The following is a 24,640-nucleotide window of genomic DNA, read 5'->3' as shown; positions in this document are numbered from 1 at the left end:
GTTCGGCTACCTTCTCGTCGAAAGCGAGGTGGCGCATGAAGCTGGGGCTGGAGAACAGAGCCGCGCTGGTGACCGGCGGCTCGCAGGGGATCGGCAAGGAGGTGGCGTTGCAGCTCGCGGCCGAGGGGGCCCGCGTGGCGCTCACCTACCGGAGCGAGCGTGAGAAGGCCGCGGAGGTCGTCCAGGCGATCGAGCGGCGAGGCGGCGAGGCGCTCGCGCTGGAGCTCGACCTCGGGTCGCTCGAGTCGGTCAAGGCGGCGGTCGCGGCCACCGTGGCGCGCTTCGGGCAGATCGACGTCCTCGTCAACGACGCGGTCCGCTGGAGCGAGCGCCTGCCCTGGGAGGCGCCGCGGTTCGAGGACATCCCGCTCGAGGAGTGGCTGGGCACCATCCACGACAACGTCGACGGCGCCTTCGCCGCCATCCAGGCCGCGGTGCCTTCCATGCGCGCCCGCGGCTGGGGCCGGATCGTCAACGTCTCCTCGGGCGTGGCGCTCGACGGCGTGGTGGGCGCCGGTCCTTACGCCGCCGCCAAGTCGGCGCTCCACGGGCTCACCGCGGTGCTGGCGCGCGAGCTCGGGCCGCACGGGATCTTGACCAACGTGGTGGTGCCAGGCCTGACCGTGACCGACCGGATGAGCGCGCGGGCGTCGCCGGACATGCTGGCGCAGCGCGGGAAGGCGTATCCCGTGGGGCGGCTCCTGCGGCCCGAGGAGGTAGCGTCCACCATCGTCTTCCTGTGCTCGGCCGCGAACACCGCGGTCACCGGGGAGATCATCCGCGCGAGCGGCGGCCGGCCGATGTGACGAGGGACTGGCGGGCTCCTCGCTGAGTCGTGATCAAATTTGAACATGAAGGCGGGAAGGCGGGAAGAATACCTTAATGATCTTCCCGCCTTCATGTGGACTCTCTCTGGGCAAAGTTGACCACCATCCCGCGGCGAGCACACGGAATACCAGAATGTCAGGACGCCCTCTCTTCGTCGGAAAGCCGCGCTGGACGCCGCGGGAAGGGGCTCGACGTGCTCCGGGGCGACGTTAAACAACCCGTGCGGGCCGGGTGCTCGGGGCGGGACGACGCGCCGCGATCCGAGCCCGTGACCTGCGAGAGTCGGAGGGCGAGGTGACGGCATCCATCGGTATCAGCAGGGCGCTCCTCGGCGGATTCCTGGCAATCTCCTCGACGAGCGGCAGCGCCGCGCAGGAGCCCGCGGACATCGGCGGCGAGGGGGAGACCGCGGGCGCGTCGGACAACCCGGAGAGCGAGGCCGCCGACGAGGCCAGGCGGGGCTCGATCAGGGTCATCGAGGCGACCTATGGGGCCAACTGCGGCACCCCGGCAGGGAACCAGACGTACAACCTGGCCCGCGCCTGCAACGGCCTCACCTACTGCCAGTACGCGGTCGACCACCGTGTCATCGGAGATCCCGCGTACGGCTGCGCCAAGGAGTACTACGCCCGCTGGCAGTGCGGGCGCGGCGACGTGCGCAGCACGGCGGTCCCCGCCGAAGCGTCGGGCCGGACCGTGACGCTCCAGTGCCAGCGGTGACCGCCCTGCGGCCGTCCGGGTGATCCGTCGCCCCGCCTCCCCGGAATCGCGCGCTTCCGGCGGCGCGGGGCGGCTCGCCGCCGCCCCCTCGCCTCCTCGCGACGCGGGCTCAATTCCCCGCGCTCTGCTCCTTCGGCGCCGGCGGCAGCGGCGGCAGCCCCGGACGCGGCCGATAGCCCGGCTTCCGGTACGACAGGATCGGGATCGCCTCGTTCTTGTACGGCGCGCTCTCCCCCGGCTTCGGGCACTGATCCCGCACCCAGTAGACGTCGAACGCGACGATCTGGTCGTCCGGCCGCCCGGTGCGCTCGTGGTACGCGAGCAGGTAGTCCTGGAGGCCGGGCTTGCGGAACGGCTTGTTCCGGTCGAGCCGGATCCGGTTGAAATAGTCCTGCCGGATCTGCCCGAGCCCGAGCCCCCGCGCGTCGGAGAGGTCGAGATCGGGCGGGAGCCCCGTGAACGGATCCACGTGCCGCCCATCGACGGTGATCGCGTCGACGCTGATCGACCCGTCCTCGGTGATCGGGTTCGGGGCGAACATCCCCCACCCCTGGAGCAGGCGCGGATACACGATCGTCGCCTGCACGATCTTCGGCTGAGCGTGCTTGAGGACGGCAGGCACGCTCTTGTTCTCGTTGATGGCCTGGCTCACGGCGCAGAGCCCGAGGTACGCGACCAGCGCCTCCCGCGCGATCACCCGGCCGCGGGCGACCTGCTCCGCGAGCGGCGACGGGCTCCCCACCGCCAGCGCCCTCGCGCGCGGCGGCCGCGTCAGCCCGAAGAACCTGGCGACGGCGTCGCGCCGCCGCGACACGGCCGCGAGCAGCGCGCCGGGCGCGCCGAGGCAGAGCGCCCAGACCAGCGGGCGGACAAAGCGACCGCCGGGGAGCGCCTGCAGGATCTCGCGCAGCGCCGCGGCGCCCCGGAACACGCGGCCATCCGACGGATCGCGCGCCTCGAAGAGCTCCGGCCGCGCCTCTACTCCCCCCACGGCCTCCCCTTCCCCCGCGGCCTCCGCCTCCGCCAAGGCCGGCGCGCGCGCCTCCTCGAACCGGAGGAGCTCGAGGTGATCGAGACGGACCAGGAGCCGCATCATCGCGAAGGCGAGCGGCGAGCCCGCGTCGTAGACGACGACCCGGGGCGCCGCGCGGCGGCGATACCAGCGCTCGAGCGCGTCCCAGTGCTGCGACGTCGGCAGCAGGAACGACCAGCCGATCATGAACCACGAGAAGGGGCCGAGGCGCATCATCACGCCGAACGAGCCGTGCAAGGCCCACATCCCGACCATCGCCAGCGCGCGCGTGAAGCGGCGGCCGTAGGGCGAGAGGATCCACATCACGAGCAGCGCCTCGACCATCAGGACGCCCCAGGTGAGCCCCCGCTTCGCCCAGTAAGGGATGTACTCCCGCGCGACGACCGCGAGCCCCGTCACCATGCGGTCGAGGTGCAGCACATAATGCACCGTCTCGCCGCGACGCCAGATGAGGCCTGACTTGTTGACGACGTTGAAATAGTAGATGGTCGCCAGGTTGACGATCGCGAGGAGCACGATCCCCGAGACGTACGGGCGCACGGCCCACGCGGGGCGGCTCCGGTCCGCGAGATCCGCGGCCGTCCGCTCCTGCCGCTCGCGGTAGGAGCGGATCAGCGCGTCGACCGAGAAGCGCCTGCCGGTCGGCATGAACATCGCCCAGCAGGTGATGAGGTTCACGACGACATAGCCGCCGTTCTCGATCATGACGACCCGGTTGTCCCTGCTCGTCACGAGCAGGAAGGAGAGGATCGAGAACAGCCGCGTGTGCCAGCCGACGAAGAAGCAGAGGAAGCAGAAGAGCGAGAGCGCGAACGCGACGTGGACCTCTTCGATCGACGAGAACGCGTGATAGAGGCTGAAGTTGAATCCGCTGCTCGGGTGAAAGAGGTGGTAGTGGTTGGTGAGCACCCCGTCGTTGCTGTAGATCCAGCGCGCCTCGGCCCAGTGGCGCACGCAGTCGCTCGCCAGGAGGAAGCCGAGCACCAGCCTGAACAGGCCGAGCGTGCGGACGTCGATGGTGCAGTAATGCTCCTTGATCCAGCGCCCCGCGCGCCGGAGGCGCTCCCTCGCAGGCGGCCTCGGGGCGCCGGCTGCGGCCCGGGGCGGCGCGCCGTCGCCGGGGGACGCGCCGTCGCCAGGCGACGCGCCCTCGCCGGGCGATGCGCCGTCGCCGGGTGACGCGCTCTCCTCCGGCGCCTCCTCGCCAGCACGCGCGCTCTCCTCCGGCGCGCCGCGATCGGCGGCGGTCGGATCCTCGTCAGGCTCACGCATGCGAGCGCCTCAGTTCGGCTTGATCGGTCGGGCGAGGCCCGGCGCGAGGGGCGGCATGCGCTCGCCGAGCTTCCCCATGCCACCCCGCGAGTGCGAGAACAGCTTCTCCCGCTCGAAGGCCGTGGGCGCGGGCTCGCCGGGCGCGGGGGTCGGCGCCGAGACCCAGTACGCGTCGTAGCCCGTCAGCGCCATCTCGCGCCCGCCCTCCTCCGAGAGCGGCCCGCCCTTCGCGAGGTAGTCGCGGAAGGCGCGCTGGAAATCGGACCACTCCGGCCGCCGGACGCGATCGAGGTAGTCGGACCAGAGCTGGCCGAGCCTCGCCCCGGGGTGCCCGGCCGGCTGCAGCCGCGGCTCCTCCCCGGTCAGCGGATCGATCGGCTGCTGCGCGCGCGTCTGGCCGTCGATCACCAGGAGCGCGTTGACCCGCGGCGGCTCGGGCGCCATCACGTCCCACCGCGCCAGCATGCGCGGCCACGACGCCACGCCGGCGAGCACCGGCCCCTGCGGGATGGCGGACGCGCCGGGCAACGGGTTCTCCTTCGCCGTCTGCGCCAGCATCGCGGCGAGCACCACCAGCACCGCCGCCTCGCGCAGCGACCCCAGCGCGAGGCGCGCCACCCGCACCGCCGGCGCGGGGCTCGGCGGCGCGGCGCCCTCGTCGTCGCCGTCCGCGTGGCTCTCGTCGAACAGCGGGATCCCGCACGCCTGCTTGCCGAGGAGCGTGCTGATGTGGTGCCGGCGCGTCGCGACCACCTCGTAGAGCGCGTCGAGGAGGTGCGAGACGCCCGGCAGCTTGAGCGGCCAGGCGAGCCAGCCGAACGGCAGCGCCAGGAGCGCCTCGGTCACCGCCCCGCCCTGCGTGTGCACGCGCCCGTTCCGGTCGATCGCGAGCACCGTCCGCTCGACGAGCTCCGGCGTGACCTCCTTCGGCATCGGCACGCGCTCCGTGGCGCCCGTCTGGTTGCGGACGTAGAGCTCGTCGAGCGCGCCGTTGCCCTGGAAGGCCACGTGCCCGCGCAGATCGAGCCGCTTGATCAGGCGGCACAGCGTGAGGCACAGGCCGCAGTCGGCGTCGTACACGAGCGTGCGCGCCCGCCGCTCGTTCCAGGAGCGCTCGTACGCGTCCCAGAGCTCGCCGGGGATCACGAGCGGCGCCGCGGCGGCGAGCCCCCAGCCGAACAGCCCGAGATCGAAGAAGACGCCGAGGATCAGCCCGTGCACCGCCATCAGCGCGGCGGCGGCCCCGCGCGTCCAGCGGAAGAGCGCGGGGACGACGATGAGCGCCGGGATCGCGAGCTGCATGGCCCACGTGCCGAAGGTGAGCCCGCGCAGCGTGCCGAGCGGCAGGGCGTCGCGGAGCCAGGTGCCCGCGTCGCTCGCCAGGCGCTCGGCGTGGAGCGCGTAGTAGAACGCCGTGCCGTCGCGCCACGCCTCGCCGCGCTGCTGGAGCGCCGTACACAGGTAGATGAGCGCGAGCTGCAGCAGCACCGCCAGCGCGGCGAGCGACGTCGGCGACCACCCGGGCAGGCGCTCGGCCTCGATCTCGGCGTCCGAGGTCCGCGACCGGTCGTTCAGCTCCGTGTCGCGCTTCTCGTCCCGGAGCGCCAGCGAGGCGCGGAGGCTGTCGAGCGAGAGGCGGCTCCCGCAGGGCAGGAAGGCGGTGAACGCGAGCAGCGCGATCGCCGCGTAGTTGCCGGCGTTCTCGAGCAGGATGTTCCTCGACGTCAGGCTCACCAGCACGACGAGCGCGAGGACGTGAAAGACGCGCGTCCGGTAGCCGAGGAGGAACAGGGCGTAGACGACGAGCGCGAGCGCGAAGGCGAAGTGCGCCTCCCCCACCGTCGAGACGGCGTGGAACAGGCTGAAGACCTGCTGCTTGCCGCGGAGGTTGAAGAGGTGGTTGTGGTTCGGGAGGACGCCCTCGTTCGAGTAGAAGTCCCGCACCCACCGCCACCGCGCGAACAGGTCGGCGATGAGGACCAGCCCGAAGGTGATGCGAAACAACCCGAGCGAGCGGGCGTCGATGCGCAAGAAATGATCGCGAAGTGATTTCACGGAGAGTCCTCGACCCGGAATCCGTAATCCGATGCATGCTCGAGCTCGGGGACGCTCGGCTGTCGCAAGAGCAGGGACCGCACGGTCCAGAGATCGCCGAAGACGCGGTAGCGCAGCGCGGTCTGGTCGAGGTAGTCGACCCCCGCGGAGCCGCCGGTGCCCGTGCGCCGGCCGATCACCCGCTCGACCATCCGCGCGTGGCGCTGCCGCCAGATGAGCATGGCCTGCTCCATCTCCAGGATGCGGTCGAGCACCTCGCGCGGCCACGCGAGCCGGGGCAGATCGCGGTAGCTCTCGATGAAGACGATCGCCGCGCGGACGGCCCGCCGCTTCTCGCGCGTGGCCGCGTCGGCGCCCGGGTCGTCCTCGGCGAGCAGGAACGCCTCGGCGTTCGCGTTCTCGGCCTCGTACCGCGCGCGGAGCCGCTCGACGTCCGCCGGGCTGAGCGCCTTGTCGATCGCGATCTGCACCCGGCGCTCGTTCTCGGCGCGCATCGAGCACATGTAGTTGCGCAGGAAGCGCAGGACCGCCTCCGGCTCGCTCGAGCCGTCGATCGGCGTCCGCGACAGCCACTCGTACAGGTAGTGCTTGAGGCTCGGCCCGCTCGCGAGCCGCGCCTCGAGCCGGCGCGTCGCGGACGACGGCGACCCGTCGGCGGCCTTGAGCGCCTCCTTGTAGCTGCCCTCCCGGCCGAGCGGGATCCGGAGCGCGTCGTCGAGCCCCAGCAGGACCTCGATCTCGCGCAGCTGCGCCGACTGGAAGCCGCTCGCGGGGATGAGGCGATCCCGAAAATCCAAGTAATCCCGCGTCGTTAGCGTCTCCATCACCCGGAAGTGCTGGATCGCCTGCTCGAAGATGGTGACGACCCGCCGGAACGAGCGGGCCGCGGAGGCGAGCTTCTGATCGGGCACCGGGTTCTGGCGGAAGAGCTCGCGCGCCGAGGTGAGCTCGCGGAGGATGAGCTTGAACCAGAGCTCGTAGATCTGGTGGACGACGATGAACAGGGCCTCGTCGTTGCTGACCTTCTGCTCGTCGTCGTCGAATCCACCCTGGAGGGCGAGCAGCTCCTCGACGTGGATATAATCCCAGTAGTTCATGTCGGTGGCGATCGCGAGACGGGCCGCCGGGGGAGCTCGCGCGGTGCGCCGGCGCCTCGAGCGGCGCCGGGAGTCTACTTCCCGCGACCCCGGAAACGGAAGTGCGCCGGCGCCGCGCGCACGGAAAGCGCGCCCGGTCCGGAGGGCGGTTTCACGGGCCCGCCGCGCCTTCCACCGGCGGGCGGCGCCGCGCGCTCACCGCGCTACGGCGCGTTTTCCACCCGCGGCGCGCTACGGCACGCCTGGCGCGCCAGGCGGCGGGCCGACATCGACGGCCGGCGCGCGCCGCAGGCCGTCGGGGCCCACGTCGACGGGCGGCGCGTAGCTCTTGAGCTCGGCCCGCTCGTAGCTCGCGCCGCTCGCCGCCTCGATCGCCACCACGCCGACGTCCGGGCAGAACGTCGACACGAAGCGCGCCGGCCTGTCGCCGAGGCGCTCCTCGACCGTCTGCACGCACCCCGTGAACCGGCCCGCGGGCACCTCGATCGCGGCGTCGACCGCGGAGATGCGGGCGCGGCCGCCGTGCTCGCCGGTCCACGTCGTGCCGGGCGCGATCGGCTCCTTGAGCACGAAGACGCCCGTATCGCTGCGGATCACGCCCTCGGGGGTGAACGCGAAGCGCTTCACCCCGGAGGGGAACCGGAGCTCGCCGCGGCGCTCGTCCGCGCGGTGCACGCGCGCGACGAGGAGGCCCTGCTCGCCGCGCTCGCTCGTGGTCGCGTAGTGGTAGATGTGCCCGTCGACGAGCGGGAAGTAGCGCTCGGCCCGCGTGCCCGAGGAGGCGCCCTGCTGCCCGTCGGGCGCCGCGTTCCACGCCGCAGGCCGGGCCGGGCCGGGCGCGCCCCCGCAGCCGAGCAGCGCGAGCGCGAGCGCGGCGAGCCGCGGCGCGCGAGCGCGGCCGGCGGTGCGCTCGCTCGCGGGGCTCACCGCGCTGCCTCGTCGGTCGTCACGGGCGGCGTCGTCACAGGCGGCGTCGTCACGGGCGGCGTCGTCACGGGGAACCGTGGCTGTGGGACCAGTACCAGAGCGACAGGAACGCGAGCAGCGCCGCGGCCGCGACGAGCAGGGCGACGGCGAGCGGGTCGGGCTCGACCCGGCGCAGCAGCGCCCGCGCGGCGCGGCGGATCTCGTCGCGCTCGCGCTCGTGCTGCTCGGCCAGGTCCTTCGCGGACTTCCCCTCGTCGCGGGCTCGATAGGGGTGGTCCTCCTCCGGAGGCTCGCGGCCGGGCTTACTGCGCTCGATCTCGTCCGCCAAGAGCCGCCTCGCGCCTGCCCGGATCAGCGCATAGTCGCCGCGCTCGAACGCCTGCTCGAGGCGCTCGATCTCGGGATGGCGAGGGCGCCCCGGCGCGGCGTCGCCGGGGGGCGGCGCCTCCTTCTCGTCGCGCCGCTTGGCGCGCTTCTTCGTCCGGCGCCGCGGCTCGGCGCCGGCCGGCTCGCGCGACGGGGAGGTCGCGTCCGGCCCGGCGGACGCAGGCCGGTCGGCGGCGGCCGGCTCGGGCCCGCTGTCTTCCGCCGGCTCGGGCCGTCCGGCGGCGGCCGGCTCCGGACCGTCGATGTCGGCCGGCGCCCTGTCCGTCACGTGCAGCTCTCGGTGGTGATGAAGGCCATGGCCGAACCCCTGGGCGGATGGTCGAGACGCGGCAGGCTACCTCGAACCCGGGCCCACGTGCCCCCCAAAAAGCCCGGAAAACCCAGGATCGGCCGCCGCGGCGCGGCCTACTGCAGGCCCCGGCCCCGGTCGACGTCCATGGGCTCGGGCCGGTCTCTCCAGGGGACGGCCGCCTCGCCCTCGCCGCTCACCACGCAGCGGAGCGCCTCGCACGCGGCCCGGTAGTACGCCTTGCGGCCGCAGCCGACGGCCTTGAACTGGCCGCCGAGCTGCTCCTCGACGCGGACGTCCTTGTCGGGACAGTCGAGGTCGGAGGTGGCGCGCGCCCGGACCATCGGCATCGCGTTCGACGGCACGTTGGCCACGCTGCACGCGGGCGAGAGCGCGCCGGCCAGGAGGGCGGCGAAGGGGACGAGGGTGGCGGCACGGGACGGGCGCACGGCACGAGCGTAATGCACCGATCCTCCTGAGATCCCCAGAAATGAACGGCGGCGCGGCCATCCCGGCGCCCGGGCTCCGTGGTCGAGCCCTCCCGCCTGCCCGGCGCCCGGCTCAGAACTGGAAGTACACGAACGGCACCGCGGCCGCGCTCGCCGCCTCGTGCAGCGAGACCGCGACCAGGAACAGCAGCGCGCCCTGGAGCGGCGCCGGCGCCGCGATGAAGGCGCCGCGGGCGCGCTCGTAGAGGCGCTCGGGCACGTAGTGGGACAGGAGCGCGACCGCGAGGAGCCCGACGAGCACCGGCGGCAGGTTCGGGTGGAACGTCGTCAGCGTGCCGATCTGCCGCAGGATGAGCACGGCCTGCGAGAAGGTCGGCACGCGGAAGAAGATCCACGCGAGGCAGACGTAGTGGAACGTCAGCAGCACGCACAGCGCGCGGATCGGGAAGCCGGCCAGGGATGAGCGCGCGGCCCTCCCCGCGCCCTCGCCCTCCGCCCCCGAGCGCCGGCGCTTCACGGCGCGCTGGAAGGCGCGCGTCACGGCGAGGCCGAGGCCGTGGAGGAAGCCCCAGAAGACGAAGTTCCACGACGCCCCGTGCCAGAGGCCGCCGAGCAGCATCGTGATCATCAGGTTGCGGTACGTCGCGAGCTCCGAGCCGCGGTTGCCGCCGAGCGGGATGTACAGGTAGTCGCGCAGCCACGTGGAGAGCGAGATGTGCCAGCGGCGCCAGAAGTCGGCGAGGTTCTGCGCCTTGTACGGCGCGTCGAAGTTCTTCGGGAACCGCACGCCGAGCAGCAGCGCCGAGCCGATCGCGATGTCGGTGTAGCCGGAGAAGTCGCAGTAGATCTGCGCGGCGTAGCCGTAGACGCCCGCGAGGACCTCCAGCGCCGAGTAGTTCTCCGGGCGCTCGAAGACGCGGTCGACGAGGTTGAGCGCGAGCTGATCCGAGAGGACGACCTTCTTCACGAGGCCGATCGCGACGAGGAACAGCCCCTCGCCGCCCTCCTCGCGGGTGAGGCTCGGGGCGCGCTCGAACTGCGGGAGCAGGTCGCGCGGGCGCACGATGGGGCCGGCGACGAGGTGCGGGAAGAAGGCGACGAAGAGCAGGTAGCGGAGGTAGCTCCGGTGGGGCGGGAGCTCGCCCCGGTAGACGTCGATGACGTAGCTCATCGACTCGAAGGTGAAGAACGAGATGCCCACCGGCGGCAGGAGCACGCGGAACGCGTGCCCGACGCTCGCCGGCTCGCCCGTGAGCAACGCGCGCAGCGCGGCCGCGTTCTCGAGGGCGAAGTTCCAGTACTTGAAGAAGCCGAGGAACCCGAGGTTCAGCGCCACGGTGGCGATGAGCATCGCGCGCCGCGCCCGGGGCCTCGTCTCGCGGGCGATCGCGCGGGCGAGCAGGAAGTCGACCGTGGACGAGGCGAAGATGAGCGGCAGGTAGCGCCAGTCCCAGGCCGCGTAGAACCCGTAGCTCACGAGGAGCAGGAACACGACGCGCGCGCGGATGCCGGCGAACCGCACGAGCGCCCACGATCCGACGAAGACGGCGGCGAAGAACTCGGCGTAGCGGAGGGTGTTGAAGAGCACGGCCGGTCGGAGCCCGGGTCAGGCTTGCGGCGAGGGGGGCGACGGCCGGCAGGGCCGAACGCGCGGGCTACCCGGGCGGTGGGCGCCGTCTACCACGGCGCGCGCCGCGCGGCGCGGCTGGTGGCAGCGCGGCGCCATGTTGAACGGCGCCCCTCGTCGTGCCAAGGATGGAGCAGATGCTGGGTCGCCTGATCCTCGGGATTGTGAAGGGGCTCATCGTGGGGGGCTTGCTCGGGTTCGGGCTGGCGAAGCTCGGCTACGCGGCGCCCATCGCGATCGTCGCCTACCTGGCCGCGGCGCTCGCCGGGGTCCTCGTGGGGCTCGTCGCCGGCAAGCCCATCTGGGCCAAGGACGCGAAGATCGAGGCGGGGATGAAGGCCTTCGTGGGCGCGCTGCTCGGCGCGGGCCTGATGTACGCCGCGCGGCGCTGGCTGACCATGGAGGTGCCGGCGCCGCTCGGCGAGCTCGGCGGCGCGAACCTGTCGCTCGGCGAGGCCGCGGGGAGCGGCGGGACGTTCGGCGGCCTCGCGATCACGTCGCTCGCGGCGATCGCCGCCCTGCTCGGCGGCTTCTACGAGGCCGACAACGACCCCTCGGACGAGGAGAAGCCGGGCGCGAAGCCGGCGGTGAAGGCCGCGGCCGGGGGCAACAAGCGCATCGCGGCGTCCGCGGCGGCGGACGAGCTCGACGACGATCTCGAGGTCGAGCCCGAGAAGAAGCGCGCGAAGAAGTAGGCCGTGCCGGTCGCGCGGGCGCTCCTCTACGCGGCATCGCTCGGCGCGCTCGCGCTGGTCGCGCGATCCTTGCTCGTCGCGCCGGTGCCCTTCGCGGTCGCCGGCGCGGCGATCGTCGGGTACCTCGCGCTCGTCCTGTGCGGGGTCTTCTTCCTCGGGCTCGGCATGTTCGTGGACGTGGTGAAGCGCGGCCCGCCCGGCGCGCGGGGCGTCGCGCTGACGTTCGACGACGGGCCCAGCCCGGAGCACACGCCGCGGGTCCTCGATCTCCTCGACAAGGCGGGCGCGAAGGCGACGTTCTTCGTCATCGGCCGCAAGGCCGAGGCCCACCCGGAGCTCGTCCGCGAGATCGCGGCGCGAGGCCACGCCGTCGCGCTGCACAGCCACGCGCACGACCGGCTGTTCTCGCTGCGCTCGGCCCGCGCCGTCGAGCGCGATCTCCGGCGGGGCCTCGACGTGCTCGAGCGGATCACCGGCGCCCGCCCGACGCTGTTCAGGCCGCCGATCGGCCACACGAGCCCGCGCATCGCCCGGGCGGTCGACGCGCTCGACCTCGACGTAATCGGCTGGTCGGCGCGGGGGTTCGACGGGCTCGCCGGGGCGAGCCCCGAGCGGGTGGCGGCCCGGGTCATCCCGGGGCTCCGCGACGGGGCCATCGTGCTGCTGCACGACGCGGCCGAGCGCGACGACCACGCGCCCGCGGGGGTCGCGGCGCTCCCGCGGATCCTCGCGGCGATGGGCCAGCGCAACCTGGTCGGGGTCCGCGTCGACGCGTGGCTCGACGAAGGCGGCCGGGACGACGCCCTGGTCTAGACCATTTCTCGCAGGTGGCGCTACGCTCCGTCCGATGGCTGCGCCGGTGAGTCTGACGCTCTTTGCGCATATCGCGGCGAGGCCGGAGGACGAGCTCGACCTCGCCGAGGCGGCGCTCCTCATCGACGACGCCGCGTACCCGGGCCTCGACATCCCGCACTACCTCCGCATGCTCGACCAGCTCGGCGGCGAGGCGCGCCGGGCGATCGAGCGCCCCCTGCGCGCCCCGGAGGCGACGCCCGGCAGCGGCCCGATCGAGCAGCTGCTCCGCTGGTTCTACGGCGACCTCGGGTTCCACGGGAACGCGGGCGACTACTACGACCCGAAGAACAGCTACCTGCACGAGGTCCTGGATCGCCGGACGGGCATCCCCATCACGCTGGCGGTCGTGCTCCTCGAGGTGTGCCAGCGCGCCGGCCTGGAGGCGCAGGGCGTGTCGTTCCCGGGGCACTTCCTGGTGAGGACGCCGGTCCGCGGCGGCGTGCTGCTCATCGATCCGTTCGAGGGCCGGCTGCTCGGCCGGGACGACCTGCGCGCGCTGCACACCCGCGCGACCGGCGCCACGCGCGATCCGGACCCGCGGCTCCTCGTGCCGGCGCAGAAGCGGCAGATCCTCGTGCGCATGCTGAACAACCTGCGCTCGATCTACACGAGCCGCTCGGACGCGGCGCGGCTGCGCAGCGTGCTCGAGCGGATGCAGGTGCTCGCGCCGACCGACGAGCTGCGCAAGGAGCTCGACCAGCTCGGCGGGGAGCGTCCGTGGCCGCCGCTGGGGCGCGGGCTGAACTGACATCGCCCGATCGCCGCTCGCGCGCTGCGCGCGATCGGATACCCTCGCTGGCATGGGTCAACCTGCCGCGGCCCCCCTGACCTTCGAGGAGCTCTACCAGCGCATCCGCGCCCTGCCCGAGCACCTGACGGGCGAGATCCTGGAGCCCGGCGTCCTCCGCACGATGTCGAGGCCCGGGAAGCGCCACCGCCGCGCGGCCAGGCTCTGCCTGCACGGCCTCGTCCCGTTCGACGCGAACGTCGGTGGGGCCGGCTGGTGGATCGAGCCCGAGACCGAGATCCGCTTCCCTGGCGGTCGGCTCGTCGTGCCGGACCTGTGTGGATTCCGCGTCGAGCGGGTCCCCGAGCTGCCGGACGAGAACCCGCTGACGATCCTTCCCGACTGGTGCTGCGAGGTCCTGTCGCCGGGGACCGCCCGCGACGACGTGGCGGTGAAGCTGCCGCTCTACGCGCGCGCCGGCGTTGGCTGGAGCTGGATCGTGGACCCGATGCGCCGGCTGGTCGAGGTGTTCGAGACGGTCGGCGGAAGGCCGGCGCTCACGGCGACGGCGCAGGACGACGAGCGCGTCGTGCTGCCTCCGTTCCACGGAGAGCTCGCGGTCGCCTCGTGGTGGCTTCCGGGTGCCGTCGAGGAGTAGCGGCCTCCCGCCGGCGAGGTCTCGAGCGACAGACGGGTTGAAGCCGCTCGAAAGAGCAGAAATTCAAGCCGCCAAGGCGCCAAGGTCTTGTTCTTTTCTTGGCGTCCTTGGCGGTGCATTCTCGGTCGATCGACGTGATCGGTGCTCTAGCAACGACAGCCCTCACGTCGAAGCTTCAATCAATGGCACGAGGGTGGCGCGCGGCTGGATCATCTGCTGCAACCCCCAGGCGCGCAGGGCGGAGAGGGCTTTCTCCTCATCATCGACGCTGCCAGCATGGTAGACGGCGATCCGGGAGGCCCGCTCCTCGTCGAGGCGCTCCCAGCTGACATCGCCGAGCGAGCCTTCGATGCTGCACTTGCGGTCATGGATACGATTGAAGAGGGATACGATTGAACCAGGACGGGAAAGAGGTGATGCGCTTCCAGGCCCGGGGCGTGGTGCTCGACGGAGGAGCGTGAGGGCGGCGGTGCGCGCGCGATCCGTTCACTGGCTCGACCACGCCCACGCCGTCCTGTCCCGCCGCCGCCGGCTGTTCGCGGCCGGCTGGGGCGACGAGGGCGTCCTCGAGCGGGTCCCGACCATCGCGCGGTTCTCGGAGCCCTCGCGCGCCGCGGCGGTCGTCTGGGGGCGGCCGCGGCCGGACGGACCCGTCGACGTGACCGACGGCTCCTTCGCCGCCGCGCTCCCGGGCCTGCCGCCCTGCGCGGGCACGGCCTTCGTGCGCCGCATCGCGCCCAGGGCGCCCGAGCGGGGGCGCCGCCGGCCGGTCTACGTCGCGCTGGCGGCCTCCGGCGACGAGGGCTTCGCCGCGCGGACGCGGCTCTTCCGGCCGCTCGCCGCCCGCGAGGGCATCGAGGTCATCCTCCTCGAGAACGCGATGTACGGCCTCCGCCGGCCCGCCGGGCAGCGCGCCACCGCGATCCGCACCGTGGCCGAGCACCTCCTGATGAACCTCTCCACCGTCGAGGAGACGCGCGCGCTCGTCGAGCACCTCGCCCGCGAGGGATACGAGCGCATCGGCGTCGTCGGCTTCAGCATGGGCGGGACGTCGGCGGCGCTCGCCGCGGCGGCGACGGCGCGCCCGCTCGCGGTCGCGGTCTTCGGCGCGGGCCGCAGCGCCGTGCCGGTGTTCACCGAGGGGATGCTGTCCGTCAGCGTCGAGTTCGAGGCGCTGGGCGGGCCCGCGGCGGCGCGGGCGCGGCTCGGCGCCCTCTTCGGCGCCGCCGACCTCGACCGCCACCCGGCGCCGCGGCGGCTCGACGCGACCGTCCTCGTCGGCGGGCGCCGCGACGGGTACGTGTTCGCCGAGCAGGTCGAGGCGCTCCACGCGCACTGGAGGTCGAGCGAGCTCCGGTGGCTCGACACCGGGCACGCCGGCGCGGTCGTCTACCAGGCCGAGGCGCTCCGGCGCGCCGCCGTCGACGCGATGGCGCGGCTCGGCGCGTAGCGCGCGCGAAGCCCTCACCCCGCGGCGCCCGGCAGCTGCACCACGAACCGCGCCCCGCCCTCGGCCCCGGCCTCGACCCCGATCGCGCCGCCCGCCGCCTCGACGAGCCCGCGGCACACCGCGAGCCCGAGCCCCGTCCCCTCGCCGACCTCCTTCGTCGTGATGAACGGCTCGAACAGCGTCTCGCGGACCGCCTCGGCGATCCCCGGCCCGTTGTCCTCGACCTCGATCCGCGCGCCCCCGCCCGCGGCCCGCGACGCGCGCACCCAGACGCGCCCGCCGGCGCGCGGCACCGCGTCGGCCGCGTTCAGGAGGAGGTTCAGCAGCACCTGCACCAGGCGGCCGTGCGACAGCTGGACGGGCGGCACGTCGGGCGCGACGTCCCGCACGAGCTCGACCGCGCGGAACGCCTTCTGCGGCGAGACCAGCGAGACGACGTCCTCGAGCGCCTCGGCGACCGAGCCGGAGGGCTCCTCCCCGGCGTCGCCCGCGCCGCGCGCCGCCGGCCGCGCGAAGTCGAGCAGGTCGCGCAAGATCTTGTGGATGCGCTCGGTCTCGCGCTTCATCCGCTCGAGGAACTCGCGCTCCTCGTCGGGCGTGAGCCCCCCGGCGAGCAGGAGCTCCTGGAAGCCGAGGATCGCCGCGATGGGGTTGCCGATCTCGTGCGCGAGCCCCGCCGCGAGCCGCCCCACGGACGCGAGCCGCTCGGAGCGGACCAGCCGCTCCTGCGCGCTCTTCAGGTCCGCCGCGTAGCGCTCGACCTCGGCGATCTTCGCCCGCAGCGACTCCTCGTCGGCCCGGAGGCGGGCCGTCATGTGCGCGAGGCTCGCCCCGAGCTCCGCGAGCTCCCGCGCGCCGGCGCGCGGCGCCTCGAGGTCGCGCGCCCCGCCGGCCACGCGGCGGGCGGCCTCCGACAGCGCGTCGACCGGGCGCACCACGAGGCGCGTCATCGCGATGTACGCGAATACGAGCAGCGCCAGCGCCACGATCCCCGTGTAGAGCGCCACGATCCGGACGAGCGGCGCGGCCGGCACCGTCGACGGGTCCGTCGGCACCAGCACGGCCACGGAGCCGACCTGCGGCGGCCGCGCGGGCGCCGCGTCGGGCTCCGCGTCCGCGTCGGGCTCCGCGTCGGACTCCGCGTCCGCGCGCGGCGCCGGCTCGCGCGCGTGCTCCGGGACGACGACCAGGACCGCGCCGCCCCGCGCGGTGCGCACGGTCCTCAGCACCTCCGCGCCCGCCTCCACCGAGGCCGGCAGCGCCGCCGCCGCGTCCGGCTCCCCGGCGCGGTCGACGAGCGCGCCCGCCGCGTCGTAGACGCCGATCGCCGACGCGCCGTCGGGCCCGAGCTGCGCCTCGAGCAGCGGCGAGAGCTGCGGCGCCGACCGGCTCGCCCGCGCCGCGGCGACGTGCCCGGCGATCGCGCGGCCGATCGCGCGGGCGCTCGACGCGCGCGCGCCGACCATCGTGGCCCGCGTGAGGTTCGCGACGGCAAAGAAGAGCGGCACGAACGCCAGCACGAGCAGCGCGCCGAGCGCGAACAAGAGCTGAAGCCGGATCCCGAGCCGCACGGCGTGTCCCTGCCCCTTCGGCGCCATCCTCGCCCAGGTCGCCCCCGATCGCACGGGGCAGGCGGCGGATCCGCCGCCCGCGCGCCGCCAGGCGAGCCGGCGCGGCGCGGATCGAGGGAGCTGGGCCGCCGATCGCCGCCCGCCGCGCCGAAGCCCCGGCGGAGGATCGGCCGTGCGCCGAGGGGAGCCGAGCCGCGCAGGCTCGAGAGCCGGAGACCCACCGGCGCGCTGCGGCAGCCATGCTAGCCTGACATGTGGGCTGTCCGGCGAGCGACGCGCAGGGCCAGACGAGGAGCGCACCGGGCTCAGGCCGACAGGGCCCGACGCGCGCCGAGGACGAGCGGGACGCGCCGGCCGAGGGCGAGCGGGACACGCCGGCCGAGGGCGCGTGGGCGCCGGCGCTCCTCGGCGCGCTGGACGCGCTGATCTGGGAGGTCTCCGGCGAGGCGCTCGAGCTGTCGACGGTGCGCGCGCCGGCGAGGGAGCTGTTCGGGCACGCCGCCGAGCGCTGGGCGGCCGATGACGGCCTCTTCTGGCGGCACCAGCACCCGGAGGACCGGTCGCGGCTGCTCGCCGTGGCGCGCAAGGTCCTCGCCGAGGGGTCGACCGAGCGCGTCGAGCACCGCTTCTTCGCCGCCGACGGCCGCACGGTGTGGCTGAGCAGCGAGCTCGCCCGCCGCGTGGCCCCCGCCGGCGGGGGGCCCGTCGCCCGCGGCCTCTCCGTCGACGTCACGCGGGCCAGGGTCGCGGAGGAGGCGCTCCGCGAGAGCGAGGAGCGGGCGCAGGCGCTGCTCGAGTCGACCGAGCAAGGGATCTACGGGCTCGATCGCGCGTGCCGGTGCACGTTCGCCAACCGGGCCTGCGTGCGGCTGCTCGGGTACCGCGACGAGGCGGAGCTCGTCGGCCGCGCCATGCACCAGCTCGTCCACCACACGCGCGAGGGCGGCGCGCCGCTGCCCGAGTCGGACTGCCGGATCTGCCGCACGGTCCGGGCCGGGGAGGCCGCGCACCTCGCCGGCGAGCTGCTCTACCGCGCCGACGGGACCAGCTTCCCCGTCGAGTACTGGTCCCGCCCCGTCCGCAGGCAGGGCGAGGTCGTCGGCGCCATCGTCACGTTCGTGGACATCACCGAGCGCAAGCGGAGCGAGCAGCTGCTCTCCGCGCAGGCGCTCATGGGCGCGCTCCGGGCCGAGGTGAGCGCGGCGCTGTCCCTCCCCGGGACGATGCGCGAGCTCCTGCAGCGCTGCGCCGAGGCGATCCGGGGGCACCTCGACGCGGCGTTCGCCCGCATCTGGCTGCTCGACGAGCGCGCCCAGGTCCTGGACCTCCGCGCGAGCGCGGGGATGTACACGCACCTCGACGGCCCCCACAGCCGCATCCCCGTGGGCAGCTACAAGATCGGCCGCATCGCGAAGGAGCTCCGGCCGCACCTCACGAACGACGTCCTCCGCGATCCCCAGGTGAGCGAGAAGGGCTGGGCGCGGCGCGAGGGCATGGTGTCGTTCGCCGGCTACCCCTTGCTCGTCGAGGATCGGCTCATCGGCGTGATGGCGATGTTCGCGCGGCGGCCCCTGCACGAGCAGGTGCTCGACGCGCTCGGGACGATCGCCGTCACGGTGGCCCACGGGATCGAGCGCAAGCGCGCCGAGGACGCGCTCCGGGAGAGCGAGGCGAGGCGCGCCGCCGAGCACGCGGTCCTGCGGCGCATCATCGGGCAGAGCGGCGACGGGATCGTCATGGTGGACGAGCACGGCGTCGTCCGCCTGATGAACCCGGAGGCCGAGCGGCAGCTCGGGCCGGCCACGGAGCTCACGATCGACGCGTGGGCGCGCGCGACGGGCGCCGCCCCGCCGGACGGCGCCCCGGCGCCCGCGGCGGAGACGCCGCTCCACCGCGCCCTGCGCGGCGAGAAGGTGGAGAGCGTCTGCTGGCAGGTCCAGCGGCCGGACGGCTCGGCGCGCGTGCTCTCCGCGAGCGCGTCCCCGCTGCGCCGCGCGGACGGCGCGCCCGCGGGCGCGGTGATGAACACGCGCGACGAGACCGAGCGGCTCCGGCTGGAGCAGGATCGCGAGCGGCTCCTCCGGAGCCTCGAGGAGGCGGTCGAGGTGCGCGACGAGTTCCTCTCCATCGCGTCGCACGAGCTCAAGACGCCGCTCACGGCGCTCCTCCTCCAGGTGGAGAGCCTGCGCCGGGCGCTCCGCCTCGGTCACGCCTCCCAGGACGCGGCGCGGCTCGACGCCAAGCTCTCGACCATGCACCGGAGCGTCTTCCGGCTGAGCGACCTCGTGAACGAGCTGCTCGACGTCTCCCGGATCTCGGCCCGGGGCCTGCCGCTCCACGTCGAGGAGTTCGACCTCGGCGCGCTGCTCCGCGAGAGCGTCGAGCGGTTCGAGGAGGGGCCGCGCCGGGGCTCGTCGATCCGGCTGCTCGGGGGCGAGGAGGTCCTCGTGCGCTGGGATCGCGCCCGCATGGAGCAGGTGATCACGAACCTCCTGTCGAACGCCGTGAAATACGGCGCCGGCGCGCCCATCGACGTGCGCGTCGAGGCCGACGCCGAGCATGTCCGGTTCGCCGTGCAGGACCGCGGCATCGGCATCGCGCCCGGCGACCAGGCGCGCATCTTCGAGCGGTTCCAGCGCGCGGCGTCGGTGATGCACTACGGCGGGTTCGGCCTCGGCCTGTGGATCGTGCGGCTCATCGTGGAGCAGCACGGGGGCGCCGTGCGGGTGGAGAGCGCGCCGGGGCGCGGCGCGACCTTCTCGGTCGAGCTGCCGCGCGCCGTCGGCGGGGCGGGCGCCCCGCCGGAGGGCGGCCCGCCGCCGGCGCCCGCCGCGAGGTAGGACGCGCGATCGTCCTCGCCGCGCGCGGCCGCGAGCCGCGGCGCATCGAGGCGGCGCCCGGCTTGTCGCATCCTCACCCACCTCACCGGCCGGTCGCGCGCAGCCGAGAACTGGGCCCGGAGGATCGACCTCTGGTAGCGGCATGCGAGCCCATGGCCAACCTGGTGCTCGCCGTGCTCACCGCCCGCCGTATCGCGCGCAACGCGGCGCCGCTCGCCTGCGCGCTGGCCCTCGGGGGGCTCGTCGTCCTCGACGCGGCCGAGCCCCTGCCGAAGCTCGCGGCCGCCGTGGCGCTGATCGTGCTGGTCGCGGCGCTCGTCCAGCGGGCGCGGCGGCGCGCGGCCGCCATCGAGGCGAGCGCGCTGCTCGACCTCGAGGTCGGCGCCCTCCTCGTCGTCGCGACGTTCGCCGCGGTCCTCCGCCTCGACGGCTCGCTCGACGGCGACGCCCACGCCGCCCTCTACGTCGTCATCGCCCTCGTGAGCGCGTTCGCCCGCCCCGGCGCGTCGCTCCTCGTCGCGCTCGCCGCCGCGGCCCTCGAGCTCGCCGTCCGCTCGGCCATGGCCAAGCGCGGCGCGCCGATCGCGTGGGGCGCCGCCGCGCCGCACATCGGCTTCATGGCCGTCTTCTCGGTGCTGAACGCGGCCATCCTCCGCGCCGAGATCAGCCGCGTCCGGAAGGCCTCCAACACCCGGCTGAAGGCCGAGATCGAGCGGCTCCGCGACGACGCGCGCAGCTACCGCCTGCTCTCCGCCCCGGCCCAGGCGCGCGGCGCCGCCCAGAAGGGCGACGACGAGCGGCTCGCCCGCTCCGGCGTCGAGGAGATCCACCAGTCGGTGCTCTTCGCGCTGCGCCTCCTGCGCGAGTCGCTCGATCTCTACACCGCGATGCTCCTCTGGCAGAACGACGCCGGCACGCACCTGCGCATCAGCGAGCTCGCGAGCGACGCCCCGAACCTCTCCGAGGGGCCGTTCCTCTCGGGCGACGGCGTCTTCGGCGCGGCGATCACGCAGCGCGCGCCGGTCGTCATCGGCGGCCTCAAGCCCGGCTACAAGCTCCCCTACTACGTCGGGCCCTCGCCGGTGCGCGCCGTGTGCGCGCTGCCGGTGTTCGAGCACGGCCAGCTCCGCGGCGTGCTCGTCGTCGATCGCGTCGAGGACCAGCCGTTCTCGCCGCGGGAGCTCGAGCTCATCGACGAGGCGTGCCGCTACGCCGTGCGCGCGATCCAGAACGAGCGCGTCTTCGTCCAGCTCGAGCGCGCCAAGGTCGAGCAGGGCAAGCTCTACCGCGCCGCCGAGGCGCTCGGCGCCGCCACGACCGAGCCGGGCGTCATCGAGGCGGGGGTCACGAGCGCCCGCGAGATCACGTCGGTCGATTTCGCGGCGGTCACGCTCTACGACGAGGCCCAGAAGGTCCACGAGATCCGCGCCGTGAGCGGCGATGGGGTCGCCGAGCTGACCGGGCAGCGGTTCCGCCACAACGCCGGGCTCGTCTCGATGGTGCTCCAGAACCGCCACCCGCTGCCGTACCGCGGCGAGTACGACGAGAAGCGGCAGGTCGTCTTCACCCGCCGCGTCACGCCGCCGTCGATGCCGTCGATCATCGTGCTCCCGCTCGTCGTCCACGACCGGCCGCTCGGCACGCTGGTCCTCGGCTCGCGGCGGCGCGCGGCCTTCACCGACTCGGTGCGCAGCACGCTCGAGGTCCTCGCGAGCCACATGGCCGTGTCGCTCTCGAACGCGCGGATGATGCGGCGCCTCGAGGAGCTCGCGACCATGGACGGGCTCACCGGGCTGCTCAACAAGCGGGCGATGCTCGAGGTGGCCGACCAGAAGATCACGGCGGCGCGCCGGTTCTCGCGGCGGCTCTCGGTGCTCGTGACCGACATCGACCACTTCAAGAAGGTGAACGACACGTACGGCCACGACGTGGGCGACGTGATCATCAAGGGGCTCGGCGACGTGCTCCGGCGCGCCAAGCGCACGACCGACGCGGTCGCGCGCTTCGGCGGCGAGGAGTTCGTGGTGATCTGCGAGGAGACGGACGCGCGCGGCGCGATGCTGCTGGCCGAGCGCGTGCGCGAGGAGCTCGGCCGGACGACGTTCCACGCGGCCGGGAGCAACGGCCCGGTGCAGTGCCAGGTCACCTGCTCGATCGGGATCGCCACGTACCCCGAGGCGGGCAGCACGTGGGAGGAGCTCTTCAAGGCCGCGGACGAGTCGCTGTACGTCTCGAAGCGGTCGGGCCGGAACCGCTCGACGGCGTGGTCGCCGTCGATGCGGTCCGGCAGCGGCCACCCGCCCGCGCTGGAGGCGAGCGCGCCGACCAAGCCCGCGTCGGAGCCGCCCGCGCCGGCGAGGCCCGCGTCGGAGCCGCCCGCGCCGTCGAGGTCCGCGCCGCCCGCGGCGGCCCGGCCCGCGTCGGCGAGGCCCGCGGCGGCGGCGCCCGCGCCGCAGCGCAGGCCGCCCGCGGCGAGCGGCGGCCCGGCGCCCGCGGGGCACGACGGCGCGCCGCCCGGCGGCAAGCGCGCCGCGGCGCCCTCGCTGTCGCCGGCGCAGGCCAGGGCGGCCGTCGAGGCCGAGCCCCGGAGCAAGCCGAGGCGCCCGCCGGACGTCGATCCGACGAGCAAGCCGAAGACCGCGGCCTGAGGCGGCGCGCCGCGCGCGGCGCGGGACGAGCGGCGCGGGTGGCGGCGGGCGCCGCTTGCGGCGCCCGCGCGGCGGGAACATAAGCCACCGTGACGCGGCGAGGCGAAGCCAAGGAGGCGCGATGAGCTCGGATCCGGATCGCGATGACCCGAAGGACGATCTCAAGCAGGGGCTGAGCCTGCTCTGGCGCGCGGCGCGCAAGACGGCGGTGGACCTGCGCAAGGACCTCGATCGCACGAGCGTCGGCAAGGCGATCGACGACGCCGGGCGCGAGCTCGTGCGGGCGGCGACCAACGTGGTCGGCCGGATCGGCGCCGAGCTGAGCAAGGGGTCGCCGTCGGCGCCGCCGCGCGAGGAGCGTCCGGAGGGCGGCGCGGAGGCCGGCGCGCCCGAGGCGCGGCCCACGGGGCCCACGCCGGAGGACCCGGGGTTCCGCATCGCGGTCGACCCGGAGGACAAGGGCGAGAAGCCCCGCTGAGGGCGGGCTTCGCGGGAGGGTCGGCCGGGCCACGAGAGGGTCGTGGTCGACTGTGCCCGGAGAGAGTCCACATGAAGGCGGGAAGGCGGGAAGATCATGAAGGTTTTCTTCCCGCCTTCATGTTCCAATTTGACCACTGCTCACGAGAGGCCCCCCGGAGACGGCTTACGGGGGGCCGGCCGGGGTCGCGGGGCGCCCTGGGCGCCGCGCGGCGAGCGCCGCGGCGGTGAGCCCGTCGGCGTGCACCACGCACGCCTGGACCGGCCGGTCGAGCGACGCGCGCCCTGTCACGGCGCCGCCCTGCGCGTCGAAGAACGTGATCCCGCCGCGCGCGTCGCACAGCGCGAAGCCGCCGGTGTACGCCGCGCCGCCGAGGAAGTCGGCCTCTCCTGCGTGGGCCCACGCGAGCGCGCCCGTGCGCGCGTTGATGCCGACAGCGGCCCGGTAGTACGTCGCCACGAAGCGCTCCGCCTCGATGCCGGGCGGCCCGGAGGCGCGGGGGCGGGCGTAGAGGCGCGCCCTGTCCTCGGCCGAGGCGACGGGCGCGAGCACCTCGGTCCCGTCGCTCATCCAGATCGGCGCCCCGGGCAGCTCGCGCGTTGGCAGCCGCGCGGTCGACGCGCGCCCGGCCGCGCCGAGGCCGATGGCCGCGTCGAAGCGCGTCGCCGCCGAGCCGCCGCCGAAGAAGACGGCGCCGCCGAGCAGGAACGCGCGGCTCACCTCGGTGCGGAGCAGCGCCCGCGCCGCCTCGCGGCCCGTCTGCAGGTCGAAGACCGTGACGTACCGCCCCTGCCACGGCAGGAACGCGTAGCGCCCCACGACGGCGGGCACGCCGATGTCGGCGTCGTCCTCGATCTGGCGCTGCACCATCCCGTCGTGGCCGATGGCCAGCACGACGCTCATGGTGCCGGTGGTCGACACGAGCGACACCACGGTGGTCTCGCCGTCGTCGCCCGCGCCGCGGAGCCTGCCGCCGGCCCTCCGCGTCCAGAGCAGCTCGCCGGTGCGCGCGTCGAGCGCGAACAGCTCGCCCTGGCCGAGCCCGACGACGACGCTCCCCGCGACGGCCGGCCGCGCGTCGAGCGGGTGCTCGAAGGTCCACGCGGGGCCGCCGCCGAGCGGCACCCCGACGAGCTGGCGCGCTCCTGTGCCGGCCACGACGCCGACGGCCACGTCGGCGCCGAGGGGGATGGGTCTTCCGGCGAACCGCCGCTGGAAGGCGGCGATCCCGGCGCCGCCGTCGTCCTTCCAGCGCGGGTCGAAGGCCTCGCCCTGCGTCTGTCCGCCGCCGCAGGCGACGGAGAGCGCCGCGAGCGCGGCGCCCGCCGCGAGGAGGAGCGCGCGGGCGGCGGCGCGGGGCGGGCGCGGGGGTCGCATGCGAGGAGTCCTGCGGCGGTCGTAGCGCGGCTCCGGCTGGCCGAGCAAGGAAGCGTCGGGGCGGCGGGGACGCCGACCGGCTGCCCAGCGCTCGGCGCTCACGGGCATCGCGGAGCGCCGGTTCACGGCGAGCGCGATGCGACCGGCCCGCAGGCTTGCGCCTCGGCGTGATCCCCACGGTCCTTGCTTACCAGCCGGTTGTCCTCGTCCCAGCTCAGGACCTACCGCGGGCTCCCGTGGTACTTCCACTCCTTATGGTTGCCGTTCGATGTTCCTCTTGCGGGCTCTCCTCTCTCACGGAGGCCGACAAGAAGTACCGATCACAAACCTCTCGATGGCATCTCTGCACGAAGCGCGAGCCGGCGCAGAGCCGAACTCTTCATGCCACACCTTTCGTTTCTTCGGAATGCACTGCTTGAGGGCCTTCCTGAGGTCCGCCATCCGTGCGAGGAGGAACGTTCAACCAAGCCCAGGCTCATCGGGATCGACCTCCTCTGCGGTGACGACATCGGCGCTGAGCGCGGCTGCCACATCGGAGGGAGAAAGCAGCAACATTGGTTCGATTCAGTTTTTTTTCGATAAAAGCGAGGGTCTCATCCCGAGACGGGACACGCGAAGATAGCGGCTGGCTCGGAGGGCCAATGACCTTTGACAGCG

At 74.1% G+C, this 24,640-nt stretch carries 19 protein-coding genes; 10 read left to right on the top strand and 9 right to left on the bottom strand.

Going from position 1 to position 24,640, the window contains the following annotated elements; genetic code table 11:
- The first annotated feature begins 35 nt into the window (after positions 1 to 35).
- Positions 36 to 806 (top strand): SDR family NAD(P)-dependent oxidoreductase, encoded by a 771-nt coding sequence (locus WMF26_RS47285; RefSeq protein ID WP_437998060.1) that lies wholly within the window; start codon positions 36 to 38, stop codon positions 804 to 806.
- 316 nt (positions 807 to 1,122) lie between these two features.
- Positions 1,123 to 1,548, top strand: a complete 426-nt coding sequence (locus WMF26_RS47280; protein ID WP_437998059.1) for a hypothetical protein — start codon at positions 1,123 to 1,125, stop codon at positions 1,546 to 1,548.
- Between the two features lie 109 nt (positions 1,549 to 1,657).
- Here WMF26_RS47280 and WMF26_RS47275 read toward each other — a convergent pair whose 3' ends face one another.
- The 7 genes from WMF26_RS47275 to WMF26_RS47245 all read right to left on the bottom strand — a co-directional run bounded on the left by WMF26_RS47275 (position 1,658) and on the right by WMF26_RS47245 (position 10,645).
- Entirely contained in the window at positions 1,658 to 3,853 is a 2,196-nt protein-coding gene (locus tag WMF26_RS47275; protein ID WP_437998058.1) for a hypothetical protein, read from the bottom strand.
- A 9-nt stretch (positions 3,854 to 3,862) separates the two neighbouring features.
- The gene (locus WMF26_RS47270; protein WP_437998057.1) at positions 3,863 to 5,908 is read right to left on the bottom strand and encodes a DCC1-like thiol-disulfide oxidoreductase family protein; all 2,046 of its coding nucleotides are present in this window, start codon (positions 5,906 to 5,908) and stop codon (positions 3,863 to 3,865) included.
- On the bottom strand, positions 5,905 to 7,005 hold the full coding sequence (locus WMF26_RS47265; RefSeq protein WP_437998056.1) for a tryptophan 2,3-dioxygenase family protein: 1,101 nt from the start codon (positions 7,003 to 7,005) through the stop codon (positions 5,905 to 5,907). The genes WMF26_RS47270 and WMF26_RS47265 overlap by 4 nt, the downstream gene beginning before the upstream one ends.
- Before the next feature lie 231 nt (positions 7,006 to 7,236).
- Positions 7,237 to 7,932, bottom strand: coding sequence for a hypothetical protein (locus tag WMF26_RS47260; protein ID WP_437998055.1), 696 nt, complete (start codon positions 7,930 to 7,932; stop codon positions 7,237 to 7,239).
- Between the two features lie 64 nt (positions 7,933 to 7,996).
- Entirely contained in the window at positions 7,997 to 8,587 is a 591-nt protein-coding gene (locus tag WMF26_RS47255) for a hypothetical protein (RefSeq protein ID WP_437998054.1), read from the bottom strand.
- Between the two features lie 137 nt (positions 8,588 to 8,724).
- Positions 8,725 to 9,057, bottom strand: a complete 333-nt coding sequence (locus WMF26_RS47250; protein WP_437998053.1) for a hypothetical protein — start codon at positions 9,055 to 9,057, stop codon at positions 8,725 to 8,727.
- 112 nt (positions 9,058 to 9,169) lie between these two features.
- A complete protein-coding gene (locus tag WMF26_RS47245) occupies positions 9,170 to 10,645 on the bottom strand; it encodes an MBOAT family O-acyltransferase (RefSeq protein ID WP_061626837.1) in 1,476 nt (491 codons plus the stop codon).
- 176 nt (positions 10,646 to 10,821) lie between these two features.
- On the opposite strand from WMF26_RS47245, the gene WMF26_RS47240 reads away from it, so the two are divergent.
- The 5 genes from WMF26_RS47240 to WMF26_RS47220 all read left to right on the top strand — a co-directional run bounded on the left by WMF26_RS47240 (position 10,822) and on the right by WMF26_RS47220 (position 15,069).
- Positions 10,822 to 11,379: a hypothetical protein gene (locus WMF26_RS47240; protein ID WP_061626845.1), complete on the top strand. Its 558-nt coding sequence runs from the start codon at positions 10,822 to 10,824 to the stop codon at positions 11,377 to 11,379.
- A 3-nt stretch (positions 11,380 to 11,382) separates the two neighbouring features.
- Positions 11,383 to 12,192, top strand: a complete 810-nt coding sequence (locus WMF26_RS47235; protein WP_437998052.1) for a polysaccharide deacetylase family protein — start codon at positions 11,383 to 11,385, stop codon at positions 12,190 to 12,192.
- 46 nt (positions 12,193 to 12,238) lie between these two features.
- The gene (locus WMF26_RS47230; RefSeq protein WP_437334540.1) at positions 12,239 to 12,982 is read left to right on the top strand and encodes a SirB1 family protein; all 744 of its coding nucleotides are present in this window, start codon (positions 12,239 to 12,241) and stop codon (positions 12,980 to 12,982) included.
- Positions 12,983 to 13,034: 52 nt separating this feature from the next.
- The gene (locus WMF26_RS47225) at positions 13,035 to 13,619 is read left to right on the top strand and encodes a Uma2 family endonuclease (protein WP_061626834.1); all 585 of its coding nucleotides are present in this window, start codon (positions 13,035 to 13,037) and stop codon (positions 13,617 to 13,619) included.
- Positions 13,620 to 14,088: 469 nt separating this feature from the next.
- The gene (locus tag WMF26_RS47220) at positions 14,089 to 15,069 is read left to right on the top strand and encodes an alpha/beta hydrolase family protein (protein WP_437998051.1); all 981 of its coding nucleotides are present in this window, start codon (positions 14,089 to 14,091) and stop codon (positions 15,067 to 15,069) included.
- 14 nt (positions 15,070 to 15,083) lie between these two features.
- Here WMF26_RS47220 and WMF26_RS47215 read toward each other — a convergent pair whose 3' ends face one another.
- A complete protein-coding gene (locus tag WMF26_RS47215) occupies positions 15,084 to 16,667 on the bottom strand; it encodes an ATP-binding protein (RefSeq protein ID WP_437998050.1) in 1,584 nt (527 codons plus the stop codon).
- A 227-nt stretch (positions 16,668 to 16,894) separates the two neighbouring features.
- On the opposite strand from WMF26_RS47215, the gene WMF26_RS47210 reads away from it, so the two are divergent.
- The 3 genes from WMF26_RS47210 (at position 16,895) to WMF26_RS47200 (ending at position 22,606) form a co-directional block, all read left to right on the top strand.
- Positions 16,895 to 19,480 (top strand): PAS domain S-box protein, encoded by a 2,586-nt coding sequence (locus WMF26_RS47210; protein ID WP_437998049.1) that lies wholly within the window; start codon positions 16,895 to 16,897, stop codon positions 19,478 to 19,480.
- 152 nt (positions 19,481 to 19,632) lie between these two features.
- A complete protein-coding gene (locus WMF26_RS47205; protein ID WP_437998048.1) occupies positions 19,633 to 22,128 on the top strand; it encodes a diguanylate cyclase in 2,496 nt (831 codons plus the stop codon).
- A 121-nt stretch (positions 22,129 to 22,249) separates the two neighbouring features.
- On the top strand, positions 22,250 to 22,606 hold the full coding sequence (locus WMF26_RS47200) for a hypothetical protein (protein ID WP_437998047.1): 357 nt from the start codon (positions 22,250 to 22,252) through the stop codon (positions 22,604 to 22,606).
- A 165-nt stretch (positions 22,607 to 22,771) separates the two neighbouring features.
- On the opposite strand, the gene WMF26_RS47195 is transcribed toward WMF26_RS47200, so the two are convergent.
- Positions 22,772 to 23,983: an outer membrane protein assembly factor BamB family protein gene (locus tag WMF26_RS47195; protein WP_437998046.1), complete on the bottom strand. Its 1,212-nt coding sequence runs from the start codon at positions 23,981 to 23,983 to the stop codon at positions 22,772 to 22,774.
- Between the last annotated feature and the right edge of the window lie 657 nt (positions 23,984 to 24,640).

Source organism: Sorangium sp. So ce185 (assembly GCF_051526825.1).
Taxonomy (GTDB): domain Bacteria; phylum Myxococcota_A; class Polyangia; order Polyangiales; family Polyangiaceae; genus Sorangium; species Sorangium cellulosum_D.
The sequence above is the reverse complement of the archived record's forward strand: the minus strand, read 5'-3'. Positions and strand labels throughout refer to the sequence as shown.